We start from the raw sequence: 16,830 nt of genomic DNA, 5'->3' as shown, positions 1-16,830 counted from the left end.
TGGGCTGTTTTTTTGGCTAATTCACAGGCTTATCTTTTCTTATAATTTTATGTTTAGAGTTAGATTTTAAGGCTCTGATATTTGATTTCAAACCTATGAACTTCTTTCCCCAGAAAGATTTTTTCTAGTTTAAGATACTATTAACTTAGTTTTAAATTGGCGACAGGTAACTCTTTGGGATAGGGAAATACTAAAACGGGCACAATAACGGATCAATCTCAAAAGTTGTGTGTGAATTGAAATAATAGTTTGATTTTTGTTTTTTTAAACAAGAAGCATTGGACCCATATATAGACCTACTCAAAATTTTAATACCAGAATTATTGATTACCCATTTTGACCTAACCGGTCATAAAACAGATGGAGATATTCTACACCTGCATTTTGAAGAGAAACCAGACATTCCTAAAGAGTTTTCCTCAATTATGGTCATAGCCCACGGGTTTCATAAAGAAATAACAATCCAGGATTTTCCTGTGCGTGGTAAAAAGGTTTTCCTGCATATAAAACGCCGTCGATGGCTCAACAAACAAAGCAAACAGGTGATTCAGCGTGACTGGAACTTAGTAGCACAGGGAACCCGTATGACCGTCGAGTTCGCTGCTTTTTTAAAAGTACTTAGTCAGTACTAAAGCCTCTGACTGTCACACTATCGGTGAATTTTACGGGGTCAATGGTAAGAAGCTCCAGCGCCAGTATAAAGATCATCTAAGCGATTTTAAAGAGTGGGATCAAAAACCTCATTCCAAAGAATGGCTCATCTTCCCTGAGAATATCAGCTCAAAGCTCTCTATAGATGAGACAGCACTCTCCAAAGGAGAGTTGTATACCATCATTACCAATAAAAAAGCTAAGGGTAGAAAGGGCAGTATCGTAGCTATTTTCTCAGGAACCAAGGTAGAACCTATTATAGAGCAGCTTCTTAAAATACCAACTTCAAAACGAGCACGAGTCAAGGAAATCACCTTAGATATGGCCAATTCAATGAAAATCATTGCCAGGAAATGCTTCCCAAAGGCCATACAGGTTACAGACCGCTTCCATGTACAAAAACTTACTTTAGAAGCGCTGCAGGATATTAGGATCAAGCACCGATGGGATGCTATAGACATGGAAAACGAACAAATTAAGCAGGCAAGATTAAAGCAAAAAGAATTTAATCCCGAAATCTTTGAAAATGGAGACAGCAGAAAACAATTATTAGCACGTAGCCGTTACCTGCTCTATAAAGCACCTTCCAACTGGACAGAGAATCAATATCAACGTAGTAAAATCCTCTTCGAGCAATATCCGGATATAAAGTTGGCATTTAGCCTTACCCAAAGACTCAGGGATATATTCAACAAAGCAAATTCAGTAGAAGTGGCTTATACAAAACTCGCTCATTGGTACAAGGATGTAGAGGAAACAGGATTTAAGGCCTTCAATACCATTGCCAACACCATAACACTGAATTACAGGTCCATACTCAATTACTTTATCAACAGAAGTACAAACGCATCAGCAGAATCATTCAATGCAAAAATAAAAGCATTTAGAGCCCAATTTAGAGGTGTAAAAAATGTGGAATTCTTCCTCTATAGATTGACTACAATTTTTGCATAAACACAACAATTAGGCTTGATCCATTAAATCCAGTAAACATGGGAATTCCCACAACTCCACGAGAATTCACCCCATAAAAAAAGCCTCTCATTTCTGAAAGGCTTTCTTACTATGCGGTCTGGACGAGACTCGAACTCGCGACCCCCTGCGTGACAGGCAGGTATTCTAACCAACTGAACTACCAGACCGTTGCTTTATTGCGAGGGCAAATATACAGCCGTTTTACAATCCTGCAAACCTTTTTTTGCTTTTTTTTCAAAAAAAATTCATATTTTCAACCAATCTTTTGTCTCTCAATAAGATAAGTCGTCAAAATATTATTGAAATTTTTATTGATATCTGCCTGCACGTACTGAATCTTATATCTTGCGCATTCCAGCTTAAGAGAATTTATATAATCCTCCACTGCAAGTTTGTAATTTTCCTTTACATTTTCAGAATACAAATCTACCTGCGCCCCGGTTTCCACATCGGTAAACCGTTTTGGAGCATTGTCAAAATCGAAGCTAAGTTCCCTCTTTTCATCCATTACATGAAAAAGCACTACTTCATGCTTATTATATTTTAGGTGGCGTAAAGCCTCGAATAATTCCGTTTCCTCTGCATCTGCCTGGAACATATCAGTAAATAAGAATACAAGTGATCTTTTCTTCAGTTTTTCCGCAATCTGGTGCAGATATTTATGAGTATCGGTTGTTTTACCTTCTGTTTTTTCCAGGACAAGATCACTCAGCGTATTTAGAAGCATATGGTGATGCCGCTCACTGCCTTTCTCGGGTGCGTAAAATTCGAGCTTTTCACTGTAGACACTCAAACCCACAGCATCCCGCTGCCGCTTCATAATCTGCATAATACAAGCCGATGCTAAAGCAGAAAAACCAATTTTATTCAGTGATCCTATTCCCTGTTTTTGCAATTTCGGATAATGCATAGAAGCAGAATTATCCACAATCAAATGGCACCTCAAATTCGTTTCCTCTTCATAACGCTTCGTATAAAGCTTATCGGTCTTGGCAAATAACTTCCAGTCTATATGCTTTGTACTCTCCCCGTTATTATAAATTTTATGTTCAGCAAATTCCGCAGAAAATCCGTGAAACGGACTCTTATGTATCCCCGAAATATATCCTTCCACCACCTGGCGCGCCAATAATTCGAGATTTGTAAAACCTCCTGCCTTGTGTACCTGCTCCTGTAAATCCATTCCGCTTAATTCTAAAACAGATAGTAAAATAAAAAAAAGGCCTGATTTTCATCAAGCCTTTCTATAGTCGTTATTTAATGATCTTCCTATAAGAGATTGTCAAGTGCCTCAGCATAAGTAGCTTTAGGAGCCACACCAACCTGGCGCCCTACCAATTCCCCGTTCTGAAAAACAAGTACTGTAGGTATATTTCTTACACCATATTTAGCAGCAAATTCCTGGTTTGCATCCACATCAAGCTTCCCAACCAGAGCTTTACCTTCATATTCCTGACTAATTTCGTCTATAATTGGTCCAACCATTCTACAAGGTCCGCACCATGCAGCCCAAAAATCTACCATTACAGGCTTATCACTCTTTAAAACTTTTTCTTCAAAAGTCGCATCTGTTATTTCAATTGCCATAATATCTTATTTTAAATGTTGCTTCTTTTATATAATCTGTAAAATTAGTCAAATATTTTTGCTTTTCTTACACTAGCAATATTGTATTTCGCTATATCCTTATTCATAAGGCTTATTTGGCGGTTTCCCCGCGCTCGTGGCGCGGGGGCGGGCTTTCCGCGCTACAAGGTAGCTCGCTCCAATCCCTAACCGAAAATATAAATCAAAACCAATCCTGGTTCAGTTTTTTGCCACTGCTTAGATTTGGCAATTTTCGACCCAAACAACAATAAACTGACCTTTTTCCGCTGCCTTCCAATCATTTAAGTCCACAAATATTGAAATATCAAACAATTTATCAATACCACAGTCCATTTTTTTCCCTTGCTGCGCAAATATCCTATTTTTCGGCACTTTTTATGCCGAAAATTGCCATTTTGAGCCGGTTAATTCAAAAAATCAAGATGGCCGTTTTCAGCTTTAGCTTTAAAGCGTCCCGGGAGGATGCTCTAAAATTCCAATTATCGACCTATCTCTTCGCTCAACAGAAAATGGACCACTGACAACAGAAAACGATGAGCCTATGTCCAAAACAGCCAATTTTCGACATACAGAAACCTCATCTCTCTTACTTCGAAAAAACTCCAAACCCCGAACAAAAAACAACAAACAACGAACTAATTCAGCTTATAATTTACCTGCTCTTCTTCCAGGGCTTCCAGTAATTCCTGTGAGATCTTTACTTTTTGGCGTTTGCTGGCCATATGTAGCTTCACCTGTTCCTTCATTTCATAAACCACAAAGTTTAATTTATGATCCCCGCGATGGGAACGAAAAATATCTTTTAGCACTGTAATCTTCTCCTCTTTCAGATCATTAATATCCAGCTGGATAGTAATTTTCTTTGCATAGCTATCCATAATATCATGAAGTAGCTGAAAACTGTTAAACTGAATCCTCGGATCGCTCTTTTTACCGGTTTCCTTATTCGTCCAGCCTTCTTTAATAAAAGCTTTAACATGTACAAAAGAATTCGGAACAAGAAAATGTCGGAATTTGAGATATTCTTCCCCAAACATCCTGAATTCATAAGTCTCTACGTAATCTTCTACAAAAAACGTGGCCCATCCTTTGCCCATTTTCGAGGTCCTGTGCTGGACATCGCTAATTATTCCTCCAAAAGAAAGTTCCCTGTTAACGAACTTTTCCATATCATTAAAATCGGCTAAAGTGGCATTACAAAAATACTGCAGTTCCTTTTTAAAGTCATCCAGAGGATGTCCTGAGATATAAATTCCCACCACTTCTTTCTCCCTTCTCAGTTTTTCCATCGTACCCCATGCTTCACATGGTGGTACTGTTGGTTCCGGAATTTGCACATCACTGGCTTCGCCAAAAAGGCTCACCTGTGAAGAATTTTCATTCTCCTGGAATTTTGCCGCAAATTTTATCACCTTTTCCAGGAAAGTCATTCCGTCGCCTTCATCATGAAAATACTGTGCGCGATGTGTATCGGCAAATCCATCAAACCCCCCGGCCAAAGCAAGATTTTCAAAAGCCTTTTTATTGGCTGCACGTAAATCTATTCGTTTGGCCATATCGAAGATAGAGCGGTAAGGGCCAGCTTCAGTTTTACGCTTTTCGACAATGGTGGCTACCGCGCCTGCCCCGACTCCTTTAATAGCACCCATTCCAAATCGCACGGCATTTTCTTTATTTACAGAGAACTTGTAATACGATTCATTTACATCAGGCCCGAGCACGTTAAGTTTCATCCGCTTACATTCTTCCATAAAGAAAGTAACCTGCTTAATATCATTCATGTTATTAGAAAGCACTGCCGCCATATATTCCGCAGGATAATGCGCTTTTAAATATGCGGTTTGATAGGCAATCCAGGCGTAACAGGTCGAGTGGGATTTATTAAATGCATAGGCCGCAAAAGCTTCCCAGTCTTTCCAGATTTTCTCCAGCACTTCCCGTGGGTGGCCTTTGGCTTCTCCTCCGTCAAGGAATTTCGGCTTCAGTTGTTCCAGTAAAGCGAAGATTTTTTTACCCATTGCCTTCCGCAGCATATCGGCATCACCTTTGGAGAACCCGGCCAGTTTCTGTGAAAGTAACATCACCTGCTCCTGGTAGACTGTAATTCCGTAGGTTTCCTGCAGATATTCCTCCATATCGGGTAAATCGTAGGCGATCTCTTCATTCCCGTGCTTCCTGGCGATAAAACTCGGAATATATTCCATTGGTCCCGGCCTGTACAATGCGTTCATCGCTATAAGGTCGTCAAAAACCGTTGGTTTAAGATCCTTCATATGCTTCTGCATTCCGGGAGATTCATACTGAAATATCCCTACCGTTTCCCCACGCTGGAAAAGTTTATATGTTTCCTCATCATCTAACGGAAAATTATCTGGATCCAGATCTATATCATGTCGGCCTTTTACGATTTTAACTGTGTCCTTTATTAAGGTCAGTGTTTTAAGCCCTAAAAAGTCCATTTTTAGTAGTCCGGCGCTTTCTACTACAGAGTTGTCAAATTGCGTAACATATAAATCCGAATCTTTGGCGACGGAAACCGGAACGTAGTTGGTAATATCTCCCGGAGTAATAATCACCCCGCAGGCATGGATTCCTGTATTCCTGACTGAACCCTCCAAAATACGCGCCTGATTAACAGTTTGCGCCTCCAGGTCGTCTCCTTCAGCTATATTAAGGAGTTCATTAATATTCTCTAATTCTTCACTTCGAAATTTGCTTTTCAGCTCCTTTTCGCTCATTCCGAAGATTTTACCCAGTTTGGTATTTGGAATAAGCTTCGCAATCCTGTCGGCATCGCTTAAAGGTAAATCCAAAACCCTGGCAGTATCCCGAATCGAAGATTTAGCGGCCATGGTTCCGTAGGTGATAATCTGCGCCACCTGATTTGCTCCGTACTTTTCGATTACATAATCCATAACACGGCTACGCCCTTCATCATCAAAATCAATATCAATATCTGGCATGCTCACACGATCCGGATTAAGGAAACGCTCAAAAAGGAGATCGTACTTAATGGGGTCGATATTTGTAATTCCAAGGCAGTAGGCCACGGCACTTCCCGCTGCAGATCCACGACCCGGACCAACCGACACGTCCATATTACGTGCTTCCCGAATAAAATCTTCCACAATAAGGAAATAACCGGGATAACCGGTATTTTCAATAACCGAAAGTTCGAAATTCAGCCGCTCTTCAATTTCCGGTGTAAGATCTGCATACCGTTTCTTCGCTCCTTCAAAAGTGATGTGCTTTAAATAGGCATTTTCACCCCGCTTTCCGCCATCTACTTTATCTTCTTCAACTAAAAAAGCTTCAGGAATGGTAAATGCCGGTAACAATACATCGCGCGCCAGTTCAAAAGGTTCAATTTTATCAACAATCTCCTGAACATTTGATATCGCTTCGGGTAAATCTTTAAAGAGGTTCTTCATCTCTTCGCCAGACTTGAAATAGTATTCCTGGTTTGGTAACCCATAGCGATAACCTCTACCCCGGCCTATTGGTGTGGCCTGCTTTTCACCGTCTTTTACACAAAGCAGAATATCGTGCGCATTGGCATCTTCCTGTTTCCAGTAATAGGTGTTATTAGTGGCAATCAGTTTTATGTTGTGGGTTTTGGCAAAATCAACTAATACCGGATTAACCCGATTCTCATCTTCCTGATTGTGACGCATAATCTCCATGTAAAGATCATCGCCAAACTCTTCTTTCCACCAAAGCAAAGCCTCTTCAGCCTGCTTTTCTCCAATGTTAAGCACTTTACTGGGAACTTCTCCGTACAGGTTTCCCGTAAGTACAATAATATCTTCTTTATACTTCTGAATTACTTCCCGATCTATCCGCGGCACGTAATAAAATCCCTGAGTATAGGCGATAGAAGACATTTTTGCCAGATTATGATAACCCTTTTTATTCTTTGCCAGCAAAACCACCTGGTAACCATTATCCTTTCTGGATTTGTCACGATGGTTTTCACACACAAAAAATTCACAACCTAAAACGGCTTTTAATTCTTTAGCTTCCGCAGGCTGATTATTCTCCAGTGCTTCAGCATTTTTCGCTTTAACAGATTTATTATAGGCTCCCACTTCTTTCACAAAATGGAACGCTCCCATCATATTAGCATGGTCTGTAAGAGCTACGGCCGGCATATTTTCTTCAGCAGCAGCATCCACAAGGTCTTTTATGCTGATAGTTGACTGTAATACGGAGAACTGGGAATGGTTATGCAAATGCGCAAATTTTACCTCATCCAGCTTTTCAAGGTTTTCTTCAATTTCCTCGGTAGTAATTTCCTCGGAAGGTTGTTCCTTTTGAAGCTGTTTCCTTATTTCTTCGGAAGCTTTTTTGAGATTGATATGTTTTAACCCGATAAGTTGTATCGGCTGCGGATTGGCTTCTGAAAAATTTTCGAAATAACCTGCAGGAACATCCAATTGTTCTTTGGTGAACATTCTTTTGCGTACCAGCTCAAGAAAACAACGGGTCGTTGCCTCCACATCGGCCGTGGCGTTATGGGCTTCAGCAAATGGTTCATCAAATAAATACTCATGAAGTTCCGTAAGTGTTGGCAGTTTAAATTTACCACCACGCCCGCCGGAAATTTTACACATCTCTGCAGTCACCTCTGTACAGGTATCGAGAATTGGCAAATTTTGAAGTGAGTTATCCATCTGAAGACGGAGAAATTCCGCTCCCATGATATTCACATCAAAACCTACATTTTGACCAACTACAAATTTTGACTTATCAAGAGCAACCTGGAATTTTTCTAAAACTTCCTGTAAAGTAATGCCGTTTTGCGCGGCCAGTTCTGTAGAAATACCATGAATCTTTTCAGCATCATATGGGATATTAAAACCTTCCGGTTTTACTAAATAATCCTGACTTTCAACCAACCTTCCCATGTCGTCATGCAGCTGCCATGCAATTTGGATACAGCGCGGCCAGTTAGCAGAATCAGATAAGGGAGCGTCCCAACGTTTTGGTAATCCCGTAGTTTCGGTGTCAAAAATGAGGTACATGTGGTTTGGTTTAATTTAGGCAGACCCAAGAATGGCCAAAAAAAAACACTCTGGCTTTTCCTGCTAAATTAAAGATAAAATGACTCTTCGTAAAAGAAACTTTTTACGTTTTATTAACCACTACAGCCCATAAAAAAAGCCTCACAAACAGTGACCATTTAGGTACTTATTTGTGAGGCCTGATGCGAACATTTTAAACCACTACTACATCAGTCAACCTTTGCTCGCATCTTTTTCTTTTTCATTTTCCTTTTATTAATCGAACTGCTTTTCAAGACTTTTAACCTCGTTAAAGGTCGCCATAATAGCATTTTTTTGCTTCAGCAGTATATTTCCTGTCGATGCCGGAATGTCCGGATCTTTAAGAATGTCTTCATAATCCTCAACTGCTGCCTTCTCTCCTCTTACCGCTTCTTCCAGAACAGCCTCTTCTTTATCTGATGAGAGACTCGCTTTAAGATTCATCCATGTTCTATGCGCATCTCCTGCTATACTTGAACCCTTATCTGGAGACTCCCCAAAATTGGCAATTTCCGACTTTAATTCGTGTCCAAAATCATAACGCTGTTGTGCCTTATCTTTAAAAAAAGATTTAAGCTGATTATTTTTTACCTTCTCTGCAGCAAACTTAAAACCCTTCTCTGAATCGTAATTTTTCTTAAGAAGCTCATTTAGTTTATTTGCAACTTTTTCTGAATATTTCATGCCTTTTTTTCTTTTATCGTTTAGCTAAAGGTACAGTGCTAAAACCTTCGCTTCAAGCTATTTAACAGGGTTTAGCACTAATTAACTGGTTTTAACAACGCATCTTGTTTTTTCTCTAAAACCTTCACAAAACCCCTTTCACTGCCAAAAAGAGGCTCTGGCTTTCAAAACGAGCATAGGCGAATTTTAATTTTGTAAAAACTTGTAAATTAGAAAAATGTAGTATCTTTGCAGCCTTATTAATAATCGGGGTCGGGAACCCCACAAATTAATTTTTATGCCTGTAAAAATAAGATTACAAAGACACGGTAAAAAAGGAAAACCTTTTTACTGGATCATTGCCGCAGATTCGCGTGCAAAAAGAGATGGTAAATACCTTGATAAGATAGGTGTTTACAACCCAAACACTAATCCTGCAACTATCGAATTAGATGTTGACGGTGCGGTAAAATGGTTACAGAACGGTGCACAGCCTACAGATACTGCCCGTGCTATCCTTTCTTATAAAGGAGTTTTACTGAAAAAACACCTTGCTGTTGGTGTTAAAAAAGGTGCTTTGACTGAAGAAGAAGCTGAGAAGAAATTCCAGGCTTGGGTAGAGGAAAAAGAAGGTAAAATTAACGCTAAGAAAGAGAATTTAAGCAAAGAACAGGAAGCTGAAAAGGCTAAAGCTCTTGAAGCTGAAAAGGCTGCCAACGCTAAACGTGAAGCTGAAGCTGCCGCTGCTGCCCAACCAGAGGTTGAGGAAAATGCAGAAGAGCAGGAAGCTGCCGCTGCCGGTGAGGTAGAGGAAGCAACTGCTGACGAAGCTAAAGCAAACGAAAAGCAGGAACAAGCAGGATCTTAAAACCTTTTCTAACGAAAAATGACAAAAGAAGAATGTTTCTATCTTGGCAAGATCGTTAGTAAATTCAGTTTTAAAGGAGAGGTATTGATTAAACTTGATACCGACGAACCTGAAACTTACACAGAAATGGAATCGGTTTTTGTTGAATACAACGAAAACCTGGTTCCATTTTTTATTGAAAAAAGTGCTCTTCACAAAAGCACACTACTTCGCGCCAAATTTGAAGACATTAATACCGAAGATGATGCCGAAGACATCATAGGCTGCGAACTCTACCTACCCCTTACCATGCTACCAGAGCTGGAAGATCATCAGTTTTACTTTCACGAAATTATCGGCTTTAAAGTAATAGATGCTCACCATGGCGATATAGGTGAAATAGTTTCTGTTAACGATAATACGGCTCAGGCCTTATTTGAAATTAAAAAGGATGGTAAAGATATACTTATTCCCATGAACGATGAATTTCTGGAAAAAGTAGATAAGGAAAATAAAACCATTTACCTCAACACTCCTGAAGGACTTGTGGATATTTATTTGTCCTAAAGGCATTCTTATCATTCTTATTCTTTATTTTTTTTATTATTGATTGTCACTCCATGTATACCTGGTATATCTAAAAAAATGCCGCTCCCTAATGGCAACGGCATCTTATATTCTCAAGAAATTATAAGTTTTAGGTAAGAATTTCTTCCCAGCCAAACGCTTCAGCTATTGCCTCATATACAATCTTACCTTTTACAATATTTAGACCTTTGGATAGAATTGCATCTTCTGAACAGGCGGCTTCCCAGCCTGATGCCAGCTTTAAAACATAAGGAAGTGTAACATTAGTTAAAGCAAGAGTGGACGTATGCGGAACCGCACCCGGCATATTTGCCACACAATAATGCACAACATCATCTATAATATAAATAGGATCCTCATGGCTTGTAGGCCGTGAGGTTTCTATACATCCTCCCTGGTCTACCGCAACATCCACAATTACAGTCCCCGGCTCCATCTCTTTTAACATATTTCGTGTAATAAGTTTCGGAGCTTTTGCGCCAGTATTTAAAACAGCACCAATTACAAGATCGTGCGTACGAAGATGTTTCCGGATATTATATTCATTTGAAAATTCAGTTACTACATGACTGGGCATAATATCATTCACATGCCGCAAACGATCCATATTCACGTCCATAATCGTGACCTGGGCGCCTAATCCCGCAGCCATTTTTGCTGCCTGGATCCCAACTGTTCCGGCTCCCAGAATCAGGACTTTTCCCGGACGAACGCCAGGAACTCCGCCCAACAACAAACCTTTTCCTTTAACAGGTTTTTCAAGATATTTTGCTCCTTGTTGTATCGCCATCCTCCCGGCAACTTCAGACATTGGAGTTAAAAGAGGTAAAGCTCCCGAAGACTCCTGCACCGTTTCATAAGCAATACAAACAGATTTGCTGTTGATCATCGCCTCTGTAAGCTCGCGATTAGAAGCAAAATGAAAATAGGTGAAAATTACCTGATCCTCCTTTATCAGAGGATATTCCTTCTCAATAGGTTCCTTCACCTTGACGATCATGTCGCTTTTGGCATAAAGATCTTCAATGGTAGGAAGCAACTCGGCTCCGGAAGCTGAGTAATCTTCATCTAAAAATCCGCTGTTATCACCGGCAGTAGACTGCACAAAAACCTTGTATCCACGTTTGGTAAGTTCCAGTACGCCAGCAGGAGTCATTCCCACCCGGCTCTCGTTGTTTTTAATTTCTTTAGGTACCCCGATTTTCATAAGTAGAATATTTTTGCTGCAAATTAAAGCAAAATATTCAACGTAGGGGGTGCTAATAAAATTTCATATAATTTTTATGTCTATCGTAATTATTTATAGGGTCAAACCACAATATTTACAATTTTACCAGGGACAACTATTACTTTCTTAGGGGGTGCTTCAGATAAGTATGATTTAGATCTCTCATCTTCCAATACCGTCTTCTCAATTTCTTCTTTACTCATGTCAAGGGGTAATTCCATGGTAAAGCGCATTTTTCCGTTAAAGGAGATAGGATAATTTTTGGTACTCTCTACCAGGAATTTTTCTTCGTAAACGGGATATTCTGCAGTAACTACAGACCCAGAATTGCCCAATTTCGACCAAAATTCTTCAGCGATATGAGGTGCATAAGGCGCGATTAAAACTGTAAGCGGCTCCAGTACTTCCCGCTGATTGCAATTTTGGGCCGAAAGTTCATTCACGCAGATCATAAACGTGGAAACCGAAGTATTAAAGCTAAAATTCTCAATATCCTCAGCCACTTTTTTAATCGTCTTATGCAAAGTTTTTAGCGAATCTTTGGATGCCGGCTCGTCTGAAACAGAGAAACTGTTCTCCCCTCCTTCTGAGGGGCTAGGGGTGGAATGATACAATTTCCAAAGCTTTTTCAGAAAATTATGCACTCCCGTAATTCCGGCGGTGTTCCAGGGTTTTGCCTGCTCTAAAGGTCCAAGGAACATTTCGTACATCCTTAAAGTATCGGCACCGTAATTTTCGCAAATATCGTCCGGATTTACCACATTATATTTGGACTTGGACATTTTTTCGACTTCGCGACTAACTTTAAAGGTTTCATCTAGGCTATAAAAAGATGCTTTTCCAAAAAATGATTTATAAAACTGTGATTCTTTAAATTCATTTAATTTCAAGTTATTATGACTATCTATATAATTAACATCAATCCTAGCAGGAAAAGTTTCTATGTATTTAACTTCAATTACAGACAACGACACTTCACTTAAGATATTTATAATCTTTTTATCTTCTATATTACTAATCAATAATTCTTTTAAAACGAAATCTTCTTTTGAATTTTCTTCAATATAATCATCAGAGATACAAACAGGTACTTCTAGTTTAAATGGATGTGATAAACCTATCTCATCACATTTTATGAATATATCTGTGACTTTAAAAGCAAAAGCACTCTCGCCCAAAATCATTCCCTGGTTAATTAGCTTTTTAAAGGGCTCTTCAACAGAAAGGTATCCACGATCCTTAAGGAATTTTGTCCAGAAACGGGAATATAATAGGTGGCCGGTAGCGTGCTCGCTTCCGCCTATATATAAATCAACATTTTCCCAATATTGCTGTGCTTCCTTAGAGACAAAAACCTCTTCGTTATGCGGATCCATGTATCTGAAAAGATACCAGGAGCTTCCCGCCCAACCAGGCATAGTATTGAGCTCTAAAGGAAAGATTGTCTCATGATCAGTTTCAGAATTTGCAACTACTTCATTGTTTTTCGTATCCCACGCCCAATCGACAGAATTCCCCAAAGGCGGTTCGCCGGTTTCGGTAGGTAAATATTTTTCAACTTCGGGAAGTTTCAACGGTAAATGTTCCTTAGCGATCATTTGCGGCATTCCGTTTACGTAATAAACAGGAAAAGGTTCTCCCCAGTATCTTTGTCTGCTAAAAACAGCGTCCCGAAGTCGATAGTTTGTTTTTCCGTAGCCAAGACCCAATTTTTCCAGTTCCAGGATCGCTTTCTGAAGCGCCTCTTTATATTTAAGTCCGCTAAGGAAATCTGAATTTGCGATTACCGTTCCTTCTTTTCCCGAAAAAGCTTCTTCCGATATATCTGCATTTTCAAAAATGTTGATAATTGGCAAGTCGAAATGCTTTGCAAAATCATAATCCCGCTGGTCACCACATGGAACCGCCATAACCGCTCCCGTACCGTAACCGGCAAGCACGTAATCACCAATCCAGATTGGCACCGGCTCTTTGGTAAAAGGATGTTCTGCATAAGCACCCGTAAAAACGCCAGTTATCGACTTAACATCCGCCATACGTTCGCGTTCACTGCGTTTCGCACTGGCAGCGATATACGCTTCAACTTCTTCTTTCTGTTCCGGAGTCATGATTTTTTTCACCAATTCATGTTCCGGTGCCAAAGTCATGAATGTGACTCCAAAAATCGTATCGGGACGGGTCGTAAAAACACGAATCCCCCCAGCCCCCGAAGGGGGAGCTTTTTCCGATTTTGCTTTCTCTTCCCCTTCGGGGAAGGATAGGATGGGGAATTCCACCATTGCTCCAACTGATTTCCCAATCCAGTTGCGCTGACTTTCCTTCAAACTCTCCGTCCAGTCAAGTTTATTTAAATCCTGAAGCAGTCGTTCTGCAAAAGCAGAAATCCGCATGCTCCATTGCGTCATTTTTTTCCGGACCACGGGATAGCCGCCACGTTCTGAAACTCCGTTTACAATTTCATCGTTAGCGAGCACTGTTCCCAACTGCGGGCACCAGTTTACTTCGGTTTCAGCTAAATAGGTAAGTCGGTATTTAAGTAAATTTTTCTGTTTTTCTTCAGAAGAAAAAGCGTTCCACGCTTCCGCAGTAAAATCTTCAACATCATCGTCACAGGCTGCTTTTACCTTTTTATTGCCTTCCGAAGAAAAAATTTCTTCAAGTTCTGAAATTGCACGGGATTTATCCTGCTCATGATCATACCAGGATTCAAAAAGCTGAATAAAAATCCACTGTGTCCATTTATAATATTCGGGATTACTGGTGCGCACTTCCCTGCTCCAATCGAAAGAAAAACCAATTTTATCCAGCTGCTCCCGGTAACGTTTTATATTATTCTCGGTAGTAACCGCAGGATGTTGTCCGGTTTGAATAGCATATTGCTCTGCCGGAAGTCCAAAACTGTCATAACCCTGCGGATGCAGAACATTAAAGCCCTTATGGCGCTTGTAACGCGCATAAATATCACTCGCAATATACCCCAGCGGATGCCCCACGTGCAGTCCCGCTCCCGAGGGATAGGGAAACATATCCAACACGTAATATTTGGGTTTTTCGGAAGTATTTGAGGCTTTAAAAGTTTGATTATCGGCCCAATATTTTTGCCATTTGGCTTCAATTTCGTTGAAGTTGTAATTCATTTTTATATTTTTCTAACCCTCTGGAATATGCCAGAGGCGACACAGGATTAATGCCTGCAAATTTACAATTTTATACTTGTTGGGTTACCCAGGAGCGGATAGATTCTTAAGCTTTTCTGGCTTCTTTTTCCATTGGTAACACGAGTTCGTAGAGCAACCGGTTAACGGGGGTCGAAATTTGGCATTTTTCGCCCTCCTTTACAATATAGCCATTAAAATTTTCCAGTTCTGATGGTTTTCCTTCCATAATATCCCGCTGTGTAGAAGCTGTAGTCCCTTTAGGTTGCTGCGCTGCAACTTTAAGTGCTTTTTCTACATGTTCCCGGGTTAAAGCGATGCCTTTTTTATTGCCAACTGCCAGAACCTCTTCGGCAGTTTTACGCATCATATCCTTTAGATACTCGCTTTGCAGAATTTTATCTATAGACACCCTGGTAAGGCCTCCCATCGCACTTACTGTAGTGATGTAAAGGAATTTCCTCCAGATTTCCAACTGAATATCCTCCGGAATTTCACAATTCACCCCCGATTTATCAAAAATTTTCTTCAACTGAAGAATTCGCTCTGTTTTAGAATTATTCAGTTCCCCAAAAGTTACATGAGGCTCTATGGAAGGATGTTTTATCTTCCCGGGACCTTCTTTAAAAGCTATAATGCGGCACAATCCTCCTAAGACATTCTCTTTTGGGAGTACCTCCATCAATTTTTCAGCATTACTGGCACCATTCTGCAAAGGAAGCACCATCGTATTTTTGCCAATTATCGGCTTTATATCTTTTGCAGCTTCGGAAATTTGCCAGGATTTGACTCCGAGAATCACCAGATCGGGAGTGGCAACTTCAGCTACATCATCAGTTGCCAGTTTTGGATGTACAGTGAAATTTCCGTTGATGCTCTCCACTTCCAATCCGTTTTCCTTAATTGCTTCCAGGTGTTTTCCGCGGGCAATCATGCTCACATTATATCCGGCTTTTGCCAGTTTTCCGCCAAAATAACCTCCAACTCCTCCAATGCCATATACAAGTATTTCCATAGCTGTTTTTTTCAAATTTAAGCTTCTTAGAATAAATCTGAAAGTTTGAACGTTTTAAAGAATCGGGAATCATTAACTTTCTTATTTTTACACAAAATTCTGAGTCCGCTGTATGAGCACATCTTTTGAAAGGTATCAAAAACGCCGACTGATTTCTTCCTACTTTTCTGTAGTAATCAGTATTTCCTTAGTACTTTTTTTGTTGGGAATTTTAGGCTTACTGGTACTAAATACCAAAAAAGTAGCCGATCACTTTAAGGAACAGATTGCGATGACCGTGTATTTTAAAGATACAGCCAAAGAAGTGGAGATTGAGCAGCTCAAGAAGAGCCTGGCAATGGCAGATTATACTAAGTCGACCACTTATGTTTCCAAAGAAGAAGCTGCAGAAGAACATAGCAAGGAAATTGGCGAGGATTTTATGGAATTCCTGGGGTACAATCCACTTCAGAATTCTATTGATGTGTACATGAATGCCGATTTTGTTTCTTCAGAACGGGTAGACGAAATTGCTGCAGAGCTTACTACAAAAAAATTTGTTGATGAAGTGGTTTATGATCAACCCTTGATTGCTTTGCTTAACGAAAATGTGAAAAAGATAAGTTTCTGGGTGCTTGTAGTGAGCGGAATTTTCACGTTTATCGCAGTGCTACTTATTAACAGCAGCATAAGACTGGCGGTTTATTCCAAGCGTTTTATTATAAAAACCATGCAAATGGTGGGCGCCACAAAAGGTTTTATAAGAAGGCCTTTTATCTGGCAAAGTGTAAAACTGGGTATTATTGGAGCTATACTTGCGCTCATAGGAATGGCTGCAGTACTTTATTATCTGAATAAAAGTTTTGGAGAATTAAACCTTTTAGGCGACGTGAAGTTATTGGCCGCATTATTTATAGGAATATTTTTAATGGGCGTGATCATCACCTGGATAAGCACATACATCGCCACCTCGCGTTTTCTTAATTTGAAGACCGATGAATTGTATTACTAAGTTAGAAGTGAGAAGTGAGAAGTGAGAAGTGAGAAGTGAGAAGTGAGAAGTGAGAAGTGAGAAG

Annotated in this window: 12 protein-coding genes and 1 tRNA gene; 5 read left to right on the top strand and 8 right to left on the bottom strand. The window is 40.0% G+C overall.

Going from position 1 to position 16,830, the window contains the following annotated elements; all coding sequences use genetic code 11:
- Nucleotides 1–278: 278 nt before the first annotated feature.
- Entirely contained in the window at nucleotides 279–632 is a 354-nt protein-coding gene (locus tag RM541_RS16770; protein WP_311501284.1) for an ISAon1 family transposase N-terminal region protein, read from the top strand.
- A 19-nt stretch (nucleotides 633–651) separates the two neighbouring features.
- Entirely contained in the window at nucleotides 652–1,605 is a 954-nt protein-coding gene (locus RM541_RS16765; RefSeq protein WP_311501325.1) for an ISAon1 family transposase, read from the top strand.
- A gap of 114 nt (nucleotides 1,606–1,719) precedes the next feature.
- Here the strand turns inward: RM541_RS16765 and RM541_RS16760 are convergent.
- The 5 genes from RM541_RS16760 to RM541_RS16740 form a co-directional block, all read right to left on the bottom strand.
- Nucleotides 1,720–1,793: transfer RNA gene (locus RM541_RS16760), tRNA-Asp, on the bottom strand.
- A gap of 86 nt (nucleotides 1,794–1,879) precedes the next feature.
- Nucleotides 1,880–2,809: a DUF58 domain-containing protein gene (locus RM541_RS16755; RefSeq protein WP_311501283.1), complete on the bottom strand. Its 930-nt coding sequence runs from the start codon at nucleotides 2,807–2,809 to the stop codon at nucleotides 1,880–1,882.
- A gap of 86 nt (nucleotides 2,810–2,895) precedes the next feature.
- The gene (gene trxA, locus RM541_RS16750; RefSeq protein WP_311501282.1) at nucleotides 2,896–3,213 is read right to left on the bottom strand and encodes a thioredoxin; all 318 of its coding nucleotides are present in this window, start codon (nucleotides 3,211–3,213) and stop codon (nucleotides 2,896–2,898) included.
- A gap of 656 nt (nucleotides 3,214–3,869) precedes the next feature.
- The gene (dnaE, locus tag RM541_RS16745; RefSeq protein ID WP_311501281.1) at nucleotides 3,870–8,258 is read right to left on the bottom strand and encodes a DNA polymerase III subunit alpha; all 4,389 of its coding nucleotides are present in this window, start codon (nucleotides 8,256–8,258) and stop codon (nucleotides 3,870–3,872) included.
- 255 nt (nucleotides 8,259–8,513) lie between these two features.
- Complete coding sequence (locus RM541_RS16740) at nucleotides 8,514–8,963, bottom strand: ferritin-like domain-containing protein (RefSeq protein ID WP_311501280.1); 450 nt, start codon at nucleotides 8,961–8,963, stop codon at nucleotides 8,514–8,516.
- A gap of 277 nt (nucleotides 8,964–9,240) precedes the next feature.
- On the opposite strand from RM541_RS16740, the gene RM541_RS16735 reads away from it, so the two are divergent.
- Both RM541_RS16735 and rimM read left to right on the top strand, forming a co-directional pair.
- On the top strand, nucleotides 9,241–9,810 hold the full coding sequence (locus RM541_RS16735) for a 30S ribosomal protein S16 (protein WP_311501279.1): 570 nt from the start codon (nucleotides 9,241–9,243) through the stop codon (nucleotides 9,808–9,810).
- A gap of 18 nt (nucleotides 9,811–9,828) precedes the next feature.
- The gene (rimM, locus tag RM541_RS16730) at nucleotides 9,829–10,356 is read left to right on the top strand and encodes a ribosome maturation factor RimM (protein ID WP_311501278.1); all 528 of its coding nucleotides are present in this window, start codon (nucleotides 9,829–9,831) and stop codon (nucleotides 10,354–10,356) included.
- 130 nt (nucleotides 10,357–10,486) lie between these two features.
- On the opposite strand, the gene ald is transcribed toward rimM, so the two are convergent.
- From ald to RM541_RS16715, 3 genes are all read right to left on the bottom strand, one after another.
- Complete coding sequence (gene ald / locus RM541_RS16725) at nucleotides 10,487–11,584, bottom strand: alanine dehydrogenase (RefSeq protein WP_311501277.1); 1,098 nt, start codon at nucleotides 11,582–11,584, stop codon at nucleotides 10,487–10,489.
- 101 nt (nucleotides 11,585–11,685) lie between these two features.
- On the bottom strand, nucleotides 11,686–14,742 hold the full coding sequence (locus RM541_RS16720; RefSeq protein ID WP_311501276.1) for a leucine--tRNA ligase: 3,057 nt from the start codon (nucleotides 14,740–14,742) through the stop codon (nucleotides 11,686–11,688).
- 106 nt (nucleotides 14,743–14,848) lie between these two features.
- Complete coding sequence (locus RM541_RS16715) at nucleotides 14,849–15,775, bottom strand: ketopantoate reductase family protein (protein WP_311501275.1); 927 nt, start codon at nucleotides 15,773–15,775, stop codon at nucleotides 14,849–14,851.
- Nucleotides 15,776–15,887: 112 nt separating this feature from the next.
- Here RM541_RS16715 and RM541_RS16710 point away from each other — a divergent pair, with 112 nt between their 5' ends.
- Complete coding sequence (locus tag RM541_RS16710) at nucleotides 15,888–16,766, top strand: cell division protein FtsX (RefSeq protein ID WP_311501274.1); 879 nt, start codon at nucleotides 15,888–15,890, stop codon at nucleotides 16,764–16,766.
- Nucleotides 16,767–16,830: the final 64 nt, after the last annotated feature.

The sequence above is a fragment of the Autumnicola psychrophila genome, assembly GCF_031846645.1.
Lineage (GTDB): Bacteria > Bacteroidota > Bacteroidia > Flavobacteriales > Flavobacteriaceae > Autumnicola > Autumnicola psychrophila.
The sequence above is the reverse complement of the archived record's forward strand: the minus strand, read 5'-3'. Positions and strand labels throughout refer to the sequence as shown.